This is a genomic window from Desulfobaculum xiamenense (assembly GCF_011927665.1).
GTDB classification, from domain to species: Bacteria; Desulfobacterota; Desulfovibrionia; order Desulfovibrionales; family Desulfovibrionaceae; genus Desulfobaculum; species Desulfobaculum xiamenense.
This window is the reverse complement of sequence record NZ_JAATJA010000003.1, coordinates 17257-31965: the sequence shown is the minus strand read 5'-3', so window position 1 is coordinate 31965 and position 14709 is coordinate 17257. Positions and strand designations below refer to the sequence as shown.

Annotated in this window: 9 protein-coding genes; 6 read left to right on the top strand and 3 right to left on the bottom strand. The window is 65.3% G+C overall.

The features are described from left to right. Positions 1–220 precede the first annotated feature (220 nt). The 3 genes from GGQ74_RS13025 to GGQ74_RS13015 all read left to right on the top strand — a co-directional run bounded on the left by GGQ74_RS13025 (position 221) and on the right by GGQ74_RS13015 (position 5015). A complete protein-coding gene (locus GGQ74_RS13025; RefSeq protein ID WP_167942032.1) occupies positions 221–685 on the top strand; it encodes a MarR family winged helix-turn-helix transcriptional regulator in 465 nt (154 codons plus the stop codon). Between the two features lie 30 nt (positions 686–715). Then, positions 716–1783, top strand: a complete 1068-nt coding sequence (locus tag GGQ74_RS13020; protein WP_167942031.1) for an efflux RND transporter periplasmic adaptor subunit — start codon at positions 716–718, stop codon at positions 1781–1783. Positions 1784–1862: 79 nt separating this feature from the next. Further along, positions 1863–5015 (top strand): efflux RND transporter permease subunit, encoded by a 3153-nt coding sequence (locus GGQ74_RS13015; protein ID WP_167942030.1) that lies wholly within the window; start codon positions 1863–1865, stop codon positions 5013–5015. A 123-nt stretch (positions 5016–5138) separates the two neighbouring features. On the opposite strand, the gene GGQ74_RS13010 is transcribed toward GGQ74_RS13015, so the two are convergent. Both GGQ74_RS13010 and GGQ74_RS13005 read right to left on the bottom strand, forming a co-directional pair. Continuing rightward, positions 5139–7136: a methyl-accepting chemotaxis protein gene (locus GGQ74_RS13010; RefSeq protein WP_167942029.1), complete on the bottom strand. Its 1998-nt coding sequence runs from the start codon at positions 7134–7136 to the stop codon at positions 5139–5141. Between the two features lie 121 nt (positions 7137–7257). After that, positions 7258–7767: a Crp/Fnr family transcriptional regulator gene (locus GGQ74_RS13005; RefSeq protein ID WP_167942028.1), complete on the bottom strand. Its 510-nt coding sequence runs from the start codon at positions 7765–7767 to the stop codon at positions 7258–7260. A gap of 201 nt (positions 7768–7968) precedes the next feature. On the opposite strand from GGQ74_RS13005, the gene GGQ74_RS13000 reads away from it, so the two are divergent. The 3 genes from GGQ74_RS13000 to GGQ74_RS12990 all read left to right on the top strand — a co-directional run bounded on the left by GGQ74_RS13000 (position 7969) and on the right by GGQ74_RS12990 (position 12072). After that, the gene (locus GGQ74_RS13000; RefSeq protein WP_167942027.1) at positions 7969–8784 is read left to right on the top strand and encodes a tetratricopeptide repeat protein; all 816 of its coding nucleotides are present in this window, start codon (positions 7969–7971) and stop codon (positions 8782–8784) included. 121 nt (positions 8785–8905) lie between these two features. Beyond that, entirely contained in the window at positions 8906–9265 is a 360-nt protein-coding gene (locus GGQ74_RS12995) for a hypothetical protein (RefSeq protein ID WP_167942026.1), read from the top strand. Positions 9266–9396: 131 nt separating this feature from the next. Next, on the top strand, positions 9397–12072 hold the full coding sequence (locus GGQ74_RS12990; RefSeq protein ID WP_167942025.1) for a TIGR03960 family B12-binding radical SAM protein: 2676 nt from the start codon (positions 9397–9399) through the stop codon (positions 12070–12072). A 90-nt stretch (positions 12073–12162) separates the two neighbouring features. On the opposite strand, the gene GGQ74_RS12985 is transcribed toward GGQ74_RS12990, so the two are convergent. After that, the gene (locus GGQ74_RS12985) at positions 12163–14616 is read right to left on the bottom strand and encodes a tetratricopeptide repeat protein (RefSeq protein ID WP_167942024.1); all 2454 of its coding nucleotides are present in this window, start codon (positions 14614–14616) and stop codon (positions 12163–12165) included. Positions 14617–14709 lie beyond the last annotated feature (93 nt).

Below are 14709 nucleotides of genomic sequence, written 5' to 3'. Positions count from 1 at the left end.
ACAGTTGTTGTCGCAATCATCATTTGCTATAAGGCTCGCCTGTCGCACGAAGTTGCGCTTCGCCCCGTGCCGGACGGCCCCCACATTGGGAAATATATCGCAAATATGGATGGGGGGAAACCGATTCGTGCGCGGGGACCACTGTCCGCGCCTGAAAACCATTGACACACAAGCGTTGCGGGGATAGTGGGTGAGCACTCACTAGAGGGGATGTTGCACTATGCTTATTGAAGAAAAATACTTTCTGTCTAATTATCCTGGCTATGTTATCGCTCGCACGGGCAAGGCCATCAAGTTCGAATTGAGACGATATCTTCGTGAAGCCGGTATCGACGTGACCAGCGAGCAGTGGGCTTTGCTGTGTCACCTGTGGGAGCAGGAAGGCCGCTCGCAGAAGGAGCTCGCCGAACTGTCCTTCAAGGATACCGCGAACATCACGCGCATGATAGACGTGCTTGAGGGGAAAGGCATTGTCTACCGCGAGAAGGATCCGTCCGACCGTCGGACCTACAAGATCTATCTCACGCCGCGCGGCCGTGAACTGCGGGGCGAAATCATGCCCTTCGTCATGGATCTGGCCACGAAGGCATTTTCCTGCCTGAGTTCGCAGGAGCAGGAGGAACTGGTGCGCATGCTCAATACGCTGTGCAACCATATCCTCGACATGCGCGAAACCGCCAGCTAGGTGCCGCCGAGAGGGCGGCTGGAGGTCTCCATGCTGCGTCTGATGCTCCCAGTGGTATCCGCCCTCGTTCTGCTTTTTGCCCCTCCTGCCCTTGCGCAGGAGGGCACGGATCGCCAAGGCCCGCCTCCGGCGAAGGTCGTGGTGGTCAAGGCCGTGTCCAGAGATGTCGTCCCACGGGCGGCATATCTGGGGACGGTGTATTTTCCCGAGGTGTCCGACGTGGCTGCCGAAGTTGGCGGCCGCGTTGTTCGCGTGCGCGTCGAGGACGGCGCGCGCGTGCGCCGCGGGGAGCTGCTCGTGGAAACCGACACGAGCCTGCTCGAAAAGAGCCTCGCCGCATCCCGCGCGGCGCTGGCCGAATCCCGTGCGGCCCTCGAACGGGAACGCCTCGAATTCGCCCGCCTTTCCAGCCTGTTTGAAAGCAGGTCCATCTCCGAACAGGATTACGACAACTCCCGTTACCGGGTCGTGGAGCTTGAGCGTCGTGCCGACGCCCTTGCGGCCGATGTGGCGCGCATGGACATCGAGCTTGCCAAGGCCGCCGTTGCCGCACCGTATTCCGGTGTGGTGCTCTCGCGCCGCGTGGATCGCGGGGAATGGCTCGCGCCCGGTGTCGTGGTGGCCGTGCTTGCCCGGGACGACGCCGTGGACGTGCGCGTCAACGTGCCCGCGGCCACGCTGGCCCACCTGCGCGTGGGGATCGAGGTTCCCGTGCGTGTCGCTGGGCGCGACCATGTCGGGCGCGTCATCGCCATCATTCCCGAGGGCGACGTGGCCACGCGGACCTTCCCCGTGAAGGTGCGCGTGGAGCATCCCGAGGGGCTCGCGCAGGGCATGGAGGCCGAGGTTCGCTTGCCGGTGGCCGCTCCCGTACGTTCCGTCGTGGTTCCGCGCGATGCCGTGCTCGGCTCCGCGCAGGGGCAGATGCTCTTCGCCGTGGCCGATGGCGCGGCGCGGCCGGTGCCGGTGACCGTCACCGAGTATTTCGGCCTCGAGGCCGCCGTGAGCGGCGAGGGGCTGGCCGAGGGCATGGATATCGTGATCAAGGGCAACGAGCGCCTTCGTCCGGGCCAGAGTGTGACCGTGGTTCCCCGCTAGCCGCTTCTTCGTGCGCGCTTCGCCTCGGCGGGCGCGCCCCTTCCGTTCATCCGCCGCAAGGGCGCACTCGGAGAGACGCATGGACTTCATTCAGTATTCCATCAGAAAGCCCGTGACCGTTCTCGTGGGCGTCATCCTCGTCGTGCTGTTCGGCCTCATCGGCCTGTCTGGAATGCCCTATCAGCTCACGCCGACGGTGACCGAACCCGAGATCACCGTGACCACGGATTGGATCGGCGCGACCCCCTACGAGATCGAGCGCGACATCATCGAGGAGCAGGAGAAGGTGCTCAAGGGCGTGGTCGGTCTCGTGGAGATGGAAAGCCGTTCCCTGACCGGGCAGGGCCGCCTGTCCCTGACCTTCCGTATCGGCACCGACGTGGACGATGCGCTGTTGCGTGTGTCCAACAAGCTCAACGAGGTGCCCTCCTATCCGCTCACGGCGGACAAGCCCATCATCAGCGCCACCGGCGAATCCGCCAACCCCGTCATCTGGATGATGCTCAAGAATCTGCCGGGGAACGAGACGCCCATCGACACCTACCGCACCTTCTTCGAGAACGATGTGCGCCAGTATCTGGAACGCGTCGAGGGCGTGGCCGAGCTCTTCGTCGGCGGAGGCACGGAGCGCGAGATGCACGTGGTCATCGACCCGGCGAAGCTCGCCGCCCACGGGTTGACCGTGGAGCGGCTCATGGCTGTGCTCGCGGCCGAGAATGTGAGCGTTTCTGCCGGCAACATGGAGCTTGGGCGCAGGGAGTACCGCATCCGTTCCATCGGCGAGTTCCACACGCCGGAAGAGATTGAGGACATGGTGGTCAGTTCCACGGGCGAGCGGCGCATCCGTCTGCGCGATGTGGGCCACGCCGCCTACGGCTACGAGAAGCGCGTGGCGTCCATCATGCACAACCGCAAACCCGGCATATCCATTGGCGTGAAGCCGGAGCCGGGGGCCAACGTGCTGCGCCTCACCGACGCGGTGTGGGACACCGTGCAGACCCTCAACGCCGGGAAGCTGCGCGACAACGGCGTGTTCCTCGATTGGGCCTACGACCAGCGCCCCTACATCCTCGGTGCCATCGACCTCGTGAAGCGCAACATCCTCATCGGCGGCATGCTCGCGGTGGCCGTGCTGCTGATATTCCTGCGCAGTCTGTCGTCCACGGTCATCGTGGCCGTGGCCATACCCATCAGCATCATCGGTTCGTTCATCTTCATGGCCGCCTTCGGGCGCAACCTGAACGTGGTATCCCTCGCGGGCATCTCCTTCGCCGTGGGCATGCTGGTGGATAACGCCATCGTGGTGCTGGAGAACATCGACCGGCATCGACGCCAGCTCGGCAAGTCGCCGCTGGCCGCCGCCTACGACGGCACCCGCGAGGTGTGGGGCGCGGTGCTCGCCTCCACGTTGACCACTGTGGCGGTGTTCCTGCCGGTGGTGTTCATGGAGGAGGAAGCGGGGCAGCTGTTCAAGGACATCGCCATCGCCGTGACCTGTGCGGTGAGCATTTCGCTGTTCGTGTCCGTGTCCGTGATTCCCATGCTCTGTCACCAGCTCTTCGGCCTGTCCGAACGCCGCAGGGCGCGAGCGGGGGAGGGGGGCGGCATCAGTCGTCACGGCAGGCTGTGGCGGTTCTTCGACGTTCTCGGCTCGTCCGTGTCCGGCTTCATGATGGCGCTCACCCGCGCCGCGCTGACCAACCGGACGACGCGCGCGCTCACCGTGACCTCACTCACGCTGTTCGCGGTGCTCGCCGCGTGGGTCTTTCTGCCCAAGATGGAGTACCTGCCGCAGGGCAATAGGAATCTGCTGATCAACATCCTCATTCCGCCGCCGGGTCTTTCGGTTTCGGAGAAGGACGACATGGGTAGGCGCATCTTCGAGGGCGTGGGGCCGCTTCTGGACCACAAGGAATGGGAGGGGCTACCGGGCATCCACAATCTCTTCTACGTCGGCGCGCCGAGCTTCAACATCTTCGGCGTGGTCTCGCATCACGAGCAGCGGGCCGGGGAACTGCTCGGCCCAATGACGCGCATCGTCAATTCCATCCCCGGCACCTTTGGCGTGAGCCTTCAGGCGGGCATCTTTCAGGATCGCCTCGGCGGCGGGCGGGCCATCGACCTCGACCTGTCCGGCGACAGTCTGGAGCAGCTCACCGCTGCGGGCGGGGCGCTTTTCGGGGCTATCAGTCAGGCCATTCCGGGCACGCAGATTCGCCCCAACCCGTCCCTTGAACTGACCTTTCCCGAGGTGCGGCTGACGCCACGGCGCGACAGGGTGCGCGCCGCGCAGATGACCGCCGCCGAGGTGGGCACCGCCGTTGACGTGCTCATGGACGGCCGCAAGATCGGCGAGTTCAAGGAGGAGGGAAAGAAGAAGATTGACCTTGTACTCAAGGCCTCGGAGGAGGACATCACCACGCCGGAGGCGCTCGTTGCGGCCCAGCTGGCCACGCCGGGCGGGGCGCTGGTGCCGGTGTCGTCGCTCATGGACCTTGAACGCACGCTTGGCATTACGGAAATTCGCCATCTGGAGCGCCGCCGTACCGTGACCCTCGAAGTCACGCCGCCGGAGACCCTGCCGCTGGAGCAGGCCATGGAGACGCTTCGTGACGGCATCATCCCAGAGATTGGCAAGACCGGGCTACTTGCGGGCGTGGACGTGCGCCTCGCGGGCGCGGCGGACAAGCTGACGGTGACGCGTCAGGCCCTGCAATGGAACTTCGTGCTGGCGGTGGTCATCATCTATCTGCTCATGTCCTCGCTGTTCTCGAATTTCCTGTATCCGCTGGTCATCCTGTTCACGGTGCCGCTTGCCGCCGCCGGGGGCTTCCTTGGCCTGCGGTTGGAGAACGCGTTGGTGGCCTATCAGCCGCTGGACGTGGTGACCATGCTCGGCTTCGTTATCCTCATCGGTGTGGTGGTGAATAACGCCATCCTCATCGTGCATCAGAGCCTGAACAACATGCGCGAGGGCGGGATGGAGGCGCTGGACGCGGTGGTGGAATCCGTGCGTACGCGGTTGCGCCCCATCTATATGAGCGCCATGACGTCCATCTTCGGCATGCTGCCGCTGGCTGTTGCGCCGGGGCCGGGTTCCGAACTCTACCGGGGCCTCGGCTCGGTGATCCTCGGTGGCCTTGCCCTGTCCACGGTGTTCACGGTGTTCGTCATTCCGAGTCTGTTCATGTTCTTCGTCGGCTGGGAGAAGCGGCGGCGCGAGATGCGCTGACCTGTCCTGCGGCGCGAATGAAAGCGGCCCGGCCGGGATTCCCGGTCGGGCCGCTTGTCGTTTTTGTGTGGGGGACGCCGCCGTGTGCGGCGTCATCGGAGGGTGCCGCTTTGGCAGCGCGGGTCAGTGCTCGTTGAAGTGGATTTCGGCGCGGGCGGTTTCCTTGTCCAGCGGCTTGAGCTTCACGGTGACGGATTCCTTGTAGAAGGCCGCCGCGCCTTCGATGATGCCGTGGAAGTAGCTGAACAGCGCGCGCTTGGACTTGTAGTTCATGAACAGCACTTTGCCCTTGTCCTCGAAGGTGAAGCGTGGGGGGATGACACCGGGCATGTCGCGGATGACATCGGCATGGGTGTCGTTCATGGACATCAGGAAGTCCTTGAGCGTCTTGGCCTTGAAGTAGCGGCGATAGAGCTTGTGGAAGCCGCCGATGGTGAAGAGGCCGAGCTTGCGCAGCACCTCGTCGCGCCGCATGCCCGTGGCCTCGGCGGCTGCGTCGGCCATTTCGACGAGCAGATGGTCCGGATAGCTCTCCGTAGGCAGGAAGACGATATCGCCGAGTTTGGTCTCGACGGCCTTCAGGGCCTTGTCTCCCAGCTGTTCCTTGACGAAATCATGCATGAGCTTGGGCAACACGCCCTTCATCATGCCCTCGCCCTTGCGGCGGGCATGGTGCGCGGCGTCGCGCGCGCCCCCGACGCTGGACAGCGAGAGCAGCTCGCTCGACAGCTTGGCCAGATCGCGCGTGGCAAAGGCCTGCTGCGCTGCGCCCTCGTCGGCGTCGCGGGCGATGTCCGCGATGTCGTCGACGCTGCGGGAGATTTCCTCCGCGTGGGAGGACTGCTCGTCCGCCGCCGTGGCGATGTGGGCCACGCGCCCGACCATGTCGTCGATGCTGCCCATGACCTTTTCGAGGGAATGTCCGGCCCGGTTGGAGAGGTCCGTGCTCTCCTCGACCTGCTTGCCGGTGACGGTCATGGAGTCCACGGCGGACTTGGCGGAATTCTGGATGGTGCGGATGGCCCGTTCGACTTCCTTTGTGGCGTCCATGGTCTTTTCGGCGAGCTTTCGGACCTCGTCGGCAACCACGGCGAAGCCGCGCCCGGCGTCGCCCGCACGGGCGGCTTCGATGGCGGCGTTGAGGGCCAGCAGGTTGGTCTGGTCCGCGATGTCGTTGATGACGCCGATGATGCGGCCGATCTCGCCCGCGCGGGTGTCGAGTTCGGCAAGCTCCTTGGCGAGGCCCTTGGCTGATTCCGAAAGGGCATTGATGCGCGCGACGGCTTGCTTGACCAGCTCCACGCCGTCCACGGCCTCGGTCCGCGCCTCTTCGGCGACCTCGGAGGTGGCCGTGGCGTTCTGGGCTACCAGCAGCACGGCTTCCATCATCCGCTCCACGGCGTGGGCCACGGCCTGGGTCTGCTCCTTCTGGCGCTTGGACCCGGCGGCCTGCTCGTCGGCATGGGCGCTCATGAGCTCGGACGAACTGGCCAGCCGCTGGGCGAGCTGGTTGATGGATTCCGCAGCCTTCTTGAACTGTTCGCGTTCCTTGGCGATTTCGTCGCAGGCGTTGGCTTCCTTCTTCATGTCCGCAAGCTGGAGGACGAAGACGCCGGTGTCGCGGTCGCGGCCGATGTGGATGCGCACGGGTGCGCCGGAGGCTTCGAGTGTTCCCTCGATGACGCCATGCCCGCCCTGTCTGGCGATGTCCATGGCGATGCGTTCACCGAAGACCTCGCGCAGGGACAGCCCGCGCAGTTCGGAGGCCGAGTGCGCTCCGATGGTCTTGGCCATGGATGTGCTGGCGGCCCACAGGGTTTCCGCGTCGGCGCAGACGGCCATGGGCAGGTCTGCCGCTTCGAGCGCGCGGGAGAGCAGGACTGATTCCTGTCGATAGGCTTCGATGTCGCGGTGGAGGAGTTCGAGCTGGTCGCTTGTGCTGCGGTCGTTGGCTTTTGCCCGCAGGAAGAGGGCCAGTGCGAGGACGAGACCGATCAGCGCGGCGACGCCGCCCGCAAGGAGACTGCCTGCCGCGCCTGCCGCGATGCACAGTACCGCGATGGCGGCGGCGAGGATGAGAATGGATGGTCTGCTGGCCGGGATGGCGACAGTCGTGCCCATGATCGGTTCTCCCGTGTTGCGCAGGTTGGGGTGGTTTTGTGGCGCTGTATGAAGCCTCGTTCAGAGCTATCCGCAATTGCTGTGAAAGGCAATGCGGGCAGGCCGTTTTAGCCATGATGCATCATGGACTGTCCACGATGCGCCTGCGCAGGACGGCCATCTTTTCCTTGGCCTGCGCCAGTTCGTCACTGGTCTGTCGCAGGCGTTCCGCGAGAATCGTCGCGAAGAGCTTGTAGAAGAGAGTGTAGCACGAGGCCCTGTCCACGTCTTCCATGCGGTCGAGAAATGACGCGTCCACACAGAGAACCATCACGTCCGAGTGGGCCACGACAGAGGCCGAGCGCTCGGTGCCGTCGATGATCCCCATCTCGCCGAAGACCGCGCCGCTGCCCTGCAGTTCGCCGATCTTGCGTCCGTCGCGCTCTACGCGCACGCTGCCGCTGATGATGAAGTAGATCCAGCTTTCGAAGGAACCCTGCGTGATGATGGGTTCGCCCTTCGAGTAGGTGCGTATCTTACTGAGGGAAAGAATGGTGGCGAGCTGCCTGTCGCCAAGCGGGGCGAAGGCCTGCATCTTCTTCATGCTGTCGAGGAGGTCTAGACGCCCCTCAAGGTACGGAGATTCCTTCATGGCAGATTCCCTTGCCCGTGTGATGTGCGCAGGGAACCAGTGTATCCGGAAAATGGCCGCCACGGCAACAGGTCTCGCCAATTGGCGGGGGTGCATCGGAAATCTTCAAAAACTCCTTCAAAATTGTTATGGAAACATGTGGGCGCGTCGTGGCATCGCGAACCGATGCGTCATCCTGTGCAATTCCTCGAACAAAAAGGGATGTCTATGTCCAATGTGGCCAAGCTCGTCGAGCAGCACCTGAATCGCTGCCGCCTTTCGTATCGCAAGGGTGAGGAACTAAAAAGCCTCATGTCCCTCGCCGAGGCGCTCACGCTCATGCTCAAGCACACCATCCATTCGGTGGACATGCAGCGCATCGGCAACCTCTTGCGCGAGAACGTCGGCAACGTCGCCGGGCTGGAGGCGGTCAAGCGCCTGCACGCCAAGCCCCTTGCCTGGACGCGAGGGCAGGAGAAGCAGCTCCTCGCCGCCATTGTGCCCATTATCAAGACCATCCAGGGCGAGGCGGACAACGAGGCCATGGAGGCCATGCGCGAGCGCAAGCTCAAGCTGGACCGCGCGCTGCTCGCCGGAACCCGCCATCTTGAGCGGGGCATGATTCAGGAGGCGCAGCAGTCCTTCCGCGAGGCCGTGGACCTGCATGTGGACGAGAACGCGCTGTTCATGATGATTGCCGAGCGCCTTCAGGCCGCGAATTTTCATTCGGAGTCCTTCGAGTACTTGCGCCGCGCGCTGGAGATCGACCCCGATGGCCGCCGTGCCTGCGAGATGCTCTGCGACGCCGCGATAAAGACCAAGGACTTGAAGCGCGGTCTGGAGTATTTCCAGCGCGAGCAGAAGAAGGGCGGCGATACGCCGAACATGCTCTTCGGCATGGCGCGCCTGTTCGCAGCGGGTAAGCGTTTCGATCAGGCCGTGACGCTCTCGCGCAGGGCGCTGGAGCTTGACCCCACGAACGTCACCATCCGCAAGTTTCTGCGCGGCGTCGAAGAGAAGGCCGGGGCGGCCGCCTGAGATTCTCCAATGTCGCCCGCAGGCTGGGGCGAAGGGCGCGCCGCGCGTCGCTGCGGCGCTTGACAGGGCTGGTGCGAGTCCCTACGTTCCACGTGAATTCTGATCAAGGAGACACCTCATCATGGCTTACGACATTCGACTGGTGAAGCTCATCAACGGCGAAATGCTCATCGGCAAGTACGATGGCGAAGCTCGCCTCATGCGTGACGCCGCCGTCCTGCAGTCCGTTCCCACGCAGCAGGGCGTGCAGATGCTGCTTCTGCCCTTCGGCTACCCCTTCGACACCGACATCGACGCCGAGATTTCCCTCGACCACGTCATCTACGAATACAAGAACTGCCCCGAGGAACTGAAGACCAAGTACCTTGAGGCTTCCTCGAACCTGACCATCGCTCGCCCCGGTGACCTGCACGGTCTCGGCGGCATGGGTGACGGAAAGGGCGGCAAGATTTCGGACCTGTCCCAGCTGTTCAAGAAATAGCGGACCCGGCCCGACGTTTTTCCGGGGCGGCCTACGGGTCGCCCCTTTTTTGATGCGTTGCGCGGATTGGCGTGTGTCCCGCGCGCAGGGAATCATCAGAGGCGGTCCGCTGCGGCCCGCCGGAGGCATAGATGCGAGCTTTACTCCCGCTTTTTGAAGGCCCCAGCCGCTATCTGGGAACCGAGCCCGGAAGCGTGCACAAGGACCCCGGCGCGGTTTGCGTGCGGATGGCGCTGGCCTTTCCGGACCTCTACGAAGTGGGCATGTCCTACCTCGGGCAGAAGATCCTCTACGGAATCATAAACGAGCGCGAGGACTTCTGGGCCGAGCGTGTATTCGCCCCCGGCGACGAGGTTGCCGCGCTGTTGCGCGAACGCGGCGAGGCGCTGTGCACCCTTGAATCCGACACGCCGCTGTCCGCCATGGACGTGGTGGGCTTTCACGTCACGCACGAGCTGTGCTTCACCAACATCCTGTACATGATGGATCTTGGCGGCATTGCGCTGCGGGCCGAGGATCGGTTGGACCTGCCCCTCGGCAGCGCTCCGCTGGTGCTGGCTGGCGGCGGCTGCACCTTCAATTCCGAGCCGATCGCGCCGTTCATCGATTGCATGATTCTGGGCGACGGCGAGGACGTGCAGATGCGCCTGCTCGAACGCGTGGCCGAGGCCAAGCGCACGGGCAAGTCGCGCCGCGAACTGCTGGAGGATCTGCGCAGCCTGCCCGGCGTGTACGTCCCGGCGTTCTTCAACAGCCCCGGCGGCACGGAGGCACCCCGCCCGCTGTACGAGGACTATCCCTTTGTGGAGAAGGCCATCGTGGCCAGCATGGAGGACACCCCCTTCCCGGTGCGTCACATCGTGCCCTTCGCCCAGCCCGTCCATGACCGGCTGGCCGTGGAGATCGCTCGAGGCTGCACGCGCGGCTGCCGTTTCTGTCAGGCGGGCATGATCTATCGTCCCGCCCGCGAGCGTGACCCGCACACCCTCGACAGCCTCATCGCCGATGGTCTGGCTGCCACGGGCTACGAGGACCTGTCCTTCCTGTCCCTGTCCACGGGCGACTATTCCGCCCTCGAACATCTTTTCGAGCAGAGCTTCAGCCGCTGCCGCCGCGAGCAGGTGTCCATCTCCCTGCCGTCGCTGCGTGTCGGCTCCGTGAGCGAGCGGATCATGGAGCTTATGTCCTCCATCCGCCGCACCGGCGCGACCATTGCGCCCGAGGCCGGAAGCCAGCGCCTGCGCGACGTCATTAACAAGGGCATCACCGAGGAAGGCCTCGTGACCCACGTGCGCAAGCTCTTCGACCGCGGCTGGCAGCAGGTGAAGCTGTACTTCATGCTCGGCCTGCCCACCGAGACCTTCGAGGACCTCGACGCCATCGTCGATCTCTGCCTCAAGGTGCGCGACTGCGCCGGGCGCGACGTGAAGCGCCTGCAGGTCACCGCCGCCGTGTCGCCCTTCGTGCCCAAGCCGCACACCCCCTTCCAGTGGGAGCGCCAGCTCACCATGGACGAGGTGCGCGAGCGCGTGGACTACCTGCGCAAGGCCATGGCTCCCTACAAGCGCCTCAAGCTGCGCTGGCATATGCCGCAGATGAGCTTCCTCGAAGGCGTCTTCTCGCGCGGCGACAGGCGGCTGGCTCCCGTGGTGGAACGCGCCTACGCCAAGGGCGCGCTGTTCACCAGTTGGACCGACCATCTCGATCTCGACAAGTGGATGGAGGCCATGGCCGAGGAAGGTCTGGACCCCATGGACTTTCTCGCCGCGCGTGACGTGGATGCGCCCCTGCCGTGGGATCACCTGCACCCCGGCGTGCGCAAGGAGTATCTCGCCACCGAGCGCAGACGCGCCCTCGAAGGCCGTCTGACCCCGGATTGCCGTTATCATGTCTGCCGGAATTGCGGCGTGTGTAACCACGACGGCCGGACCTCGGAACTTGTCCGCCAGTCGGCCGAGGTCGAAATCCGTCCCCGCGTGGTCTTCTCCCAGCGCGACCAGAGCGATGCCACCGAGGAGGCCAACGCCCACGCCACCACCGCCGATCTGCGTGTGGAGGACATTGCCGACGGCGCGGTGACAGAGGCCGCCGCCGAAGTCCCCGAGACCCCCGAAAAGGAGGTCCGGCGCGGACGCCCCATGCCGCCGTCCATCGGCAAGCTGGCGGACAAGGCTGTCAACTACCGCATCTGGCATGCCAAGAAGGGGCTGGCCCGCTTCATCAGTCAGGTGGAGATGCAGCTCATGCTGGAGCGCGTGCTGCGTCGCGCGCGCGTTCCCGTCAGCTTCTCCGCAGGCTTCCACCCGCTGCCGCGCATGTCCTTCGGCATGGCGCTGCCCGTGGGCGTGGAGAGCGAATCCGAATGGTTCAACCTCGTTCTGCGCGAGAACATGCCCATGGACGAACTGGCCCGCTGTCTGTCGCGCGAGCTGCCCATCGGCTTCGACCTCGTGCGCATCGAAACTCTGCCCCTGACCGGCAAGACGCAGCAGGCCGCGGCGGAGGACTACGAACTGTGCTTCCTCGCCGACGATGCGCCGCAGTGGATTGCCCGCTGGGCCGAGGCCATGGAGCGCACGGAAATCCTCTGGACGCGGGACACCAAGAAGGGCCCGCGTACCGTGGACATCCGGCGCTGCGTGGCACGAAGCGCGGCCGAGGGCGAGTCCGCCGTGGCTATCCGCTTCGACTGGAGCGTGAAGTACGTGAACCCCCTCAAGCTGGTGCTGGAGGTGCTGCCCGGCCTCACGCAGGACCGTTTCGTCCTGCGTAAGCTCCACCAGTGGATGGACGCGCCGCAGGACTAGTCCCGTCCGCGTCGCCGCATCGGACATTGAAATGAAAAACGCCGGAAGGGTTGCCCCTTCCGGCGTTTTTTATTGTGCGATGACGGATGGCTAGAGCGCTTCGGCGCGGGCGAGGGCTTCGTGCGCCTCTTCGGTGCGGCCCTGCGCCGTGAGTGCGCGGGCCAGTTCCTTCCAGAAGGCGGGCTGCTGCGGCACGAGGGCGGCGGACTGGCGGGCGAGGGATTCGGCCACCTGCGGATCTTCGCCGTTGTCGAGGTACAGCCGCGCCATGAGGTGCAGGGATACGGCGTCCTTGGGGTCGTGGATGAGGGCCTGATGCAGGTGCTCGCGGGCCTCGTCGGCACGGCCCTGCGCAAGGGCGAGGCGGGCGAGGTAGCGACGGGTCAGGCCTTCGCCACCCCGGATGGCGGCGGCGCGGGTGTAGCGCTCGCGGGCGTCGTCGAAGCGGCCTTCGCGCTGGAGCAGCTCGCCGAGGCGGACATGGCTGAAGATGTGCTTCGGGTCGAGGCGCAGGCACTGCTCGTAGGCGTCGCGGGCGTCGTCGTACTGTTTCATCTTCTGGCAGGCGTAGCCGTAATTGTAGTGCGCGAAGAGGTCCGTGGGGTCGTTGGTGAACACGGTGCGGAACTGGCGCTTGGCCTGCGACAGCTCGCCCGCGCGGGCGAGGCAGATGCCAAGCGAGTTGCGGGCCACGGCGTTGGTGCGGTCCGCCAGCAGGGACAGCTTGTATTCCTCGATGGCGTCGTAGAGCCGGCCCTGCGCGAACATTCTGTCTGCGCTAATGTTGAGCGCCACGGAATCCGTGAGCGCGATGCTCGGCGCGGGGAGCAGTTGGGCGTAGTCGAGCGCTTTGCGCACGTTGTCCAGCGTGTCCGCGCGCGAGAAGGTGAGATACGGGAAGGTGGCCACGCCGAAGGCGGGCGGCGTGTCGATAGAGCGTTCCAGACGCTTGCGCACGGCGCGGCATAGCGAGGCGGCCTTGCGCCCCGTGATGTCGGGCAGGAACCAGATGACGCTACCGATGCTGAAGCGGCCGCCTACGGCACGCGGGCCGAAGACGGACGCGCAGGTGGCGGATACGTCGCGCAGGTGGGCCTCGGTGCGGACCTGTGCGTCGTCGCCATTCTGGTCGGGGAGCCGGACGAGGACGAGGGAGAAGCGTTCGAGACCGTCGCGTGCGCTGGCGAAGGCCTCCTGAAAGTCGGCGTAGAGGAGCTGCCCGGTGAGCATATCGCGGTGGGGACCGTCGTCCGCGCGGGCGAAGCGTGCGCATTCCGCCTCCGGCGCGAGGGTCAGCCTGTCCCCGGCGGCGATGGTCCACGCCGGGTCGGAGAGGTGCATGATGTCGGCCAGCGCGGAATCCGGGCGGATTTCCATGAGTAGCACTTCGCCCTTACACATGGGCGCGGTGTCCGGCCCGCCGCCGTGGTCGTCGGACCACACGAGGAAGCGCTGACCTTCGGCAGCGCCCACGTTGCGCCCGAGGTTGATGGTCAGGCGGTTGAGGGGCAGCACCTCGCGAACACGTCCGCCTTCCTGCACGATTTGCCCGAAGCCGAGGGCCTTGCCGCGCAGGGCGCGCTGGGCGGCGCGTGTGGCCTTGGCCGTGAGGGCTCCGGCCTGTTCGCGCACGGGCTGGTGCAGGGCGCGGTCGGTCATGTCCACGGGGTAGTGGACCACGCCCACCAGTGCCGACAGCGCAAGCTCCTGATCGAGGACCGTGTCCGTGATGGTGAAGGTCTCCAGCCGTGCGGCGAGGCGGTTGGCCAGCTTGCGTCCCGCGTCGGCGGCGGCACCCGGCCACAGCACGGCGAGGGAATCGTCGGACAGGCGAGCGGCGAGCGCGTCCTCGGGCAGGGCCTTCGAGACCACGCTGGCCGCAGCCGCGATGGCGCGGTCACCGAAGGCGTAGCCGTAGCGGTCCTGCCAGCGATGCATGTCCGCGAGCAGGATGTGCATGACGCAGAAGCCGCCTGCGGGCCCGGAGCTGTCGCCGCGCATGCAGGAGCCGGAGCCGGGAACCATGCAGTCGCGTAGGGCCGAAACTTCGTCGCCAAGGGTGCGCAGGAAGTGCGCCGCGTTGGCCAGCCCGGTCAGCGGGTCGGTGATGCTGGCCTTGTAGAGCTGGAGCTTCTGCATGCACATGCCTGCCATGGCGGCAAGGGAGCTGGCCAGCGAGGGCGAATCCTCGATCTTCACGCCGCGCGCGGCGAAGACGCCGAGCATGCGTTCGTCCAGCACCAGCGGGAGGAAGACCTTTTCCTCCTCTGGCAGATGCACGGCCATGCCGCTACGCAGGCCTTCCCACGCGCCGCCGCCGTCGAGGCTGCGCGGGAAGAAGAGGCTGTAGGACGTGAAGGGGAGGAACGCGGCGATTTCCTTTTGCAGCAGGTGCTCGAAGGAGATGAGGTCGCGGCGGTCCAGTGCGGGGCCGTTGTCCGGAAGAAGTGAAGTGTGCGCGCTCATGTCCGGGGCATACCGCGCCTCGGGCGGGAGTTCAAGCGGATGCGGCTGATTGCGTTGCCCGGTGTGCGCTCGTGCCATTGTGCGCAGTCATGGTGCGCGTCGCAGCGGGGTGTGCGGAGCATTTTCGGGGGTGCGATGTCCGTTTGCCATGTAGCGTGGTCATGCAAGCCG

What these genes read in the sequence shown, in the direction of transcription:
- GGQ74_RS13025 (WP_167942032.1), top strand. Translation starts at nt 221, where the DNA reads ATGCTTATTGAAGAAAAATACTTTCTGTCTAATTATCCTGGCTATGTT.
- GGQ74_RS13020 (WP_167942031.1), top strand. Translation starts at nt 716, where the DNA reads ATGCTGCGTCTGATGCTCCCAGTGGTATCCGCCCTCGTTCTGCTTTTT.
- GGQ74_RS13015 (WP_167942030.1), top strand. Translation starts at nt 1,863, where the DNA reads ATGGACTTCATTCAGTATTCCATCAGAAAGCCCGTGACCGTTCTCGTG.
- GGQ74_RS13010 (WP_167942029.1), bottom strand. Translation starts at nt 7,136, where the DNA reads ATGGGCACGACTGTCGCCATCCCGGCCAGCAGACCATCCATTCTCATC.
- GGQ74_RS13005 (WP_167942028.1), bottom strand. Translation starts at nt 7,767, where the DNA reads ATGAAGGAATCTCCGTACCTTGAGGGGCGTCTAGACCTCCTCGACAGC.
- GGQ74_RS13000 (WP_167942027.1), top strand. Translation starts at nt 7,969, where the DNA reads ATGTCTATGTCCAATGTGGCCAAGCTCGTCGAGCAGCACCTGAATCGC.
- GGQ74_RS12995 (WP_167942026.1), top strand. Translation starts at nt 8,906, where the DNA reads ATGGCTTACGACATTCGACTGGTGAAGCTCATCAACGGCGAAATGCTC.
- GGQ74_RS12990 (WP_167942025.1), top strand. Translation starts at nt 9,397, where the DNA reads ATGCGAGCTTTACTCCCGCTTTTTGAAGGCCCCAGCCGCTATCTGGGA.
- GGQ74_RS12985 (WP_167942024.1), bottom strand. Translation starts at nt 14,616, where the DNA reads ATGGCACGAGCGCACACCGGGCAACGCAATCAGCCGCATCCGCTTGAA.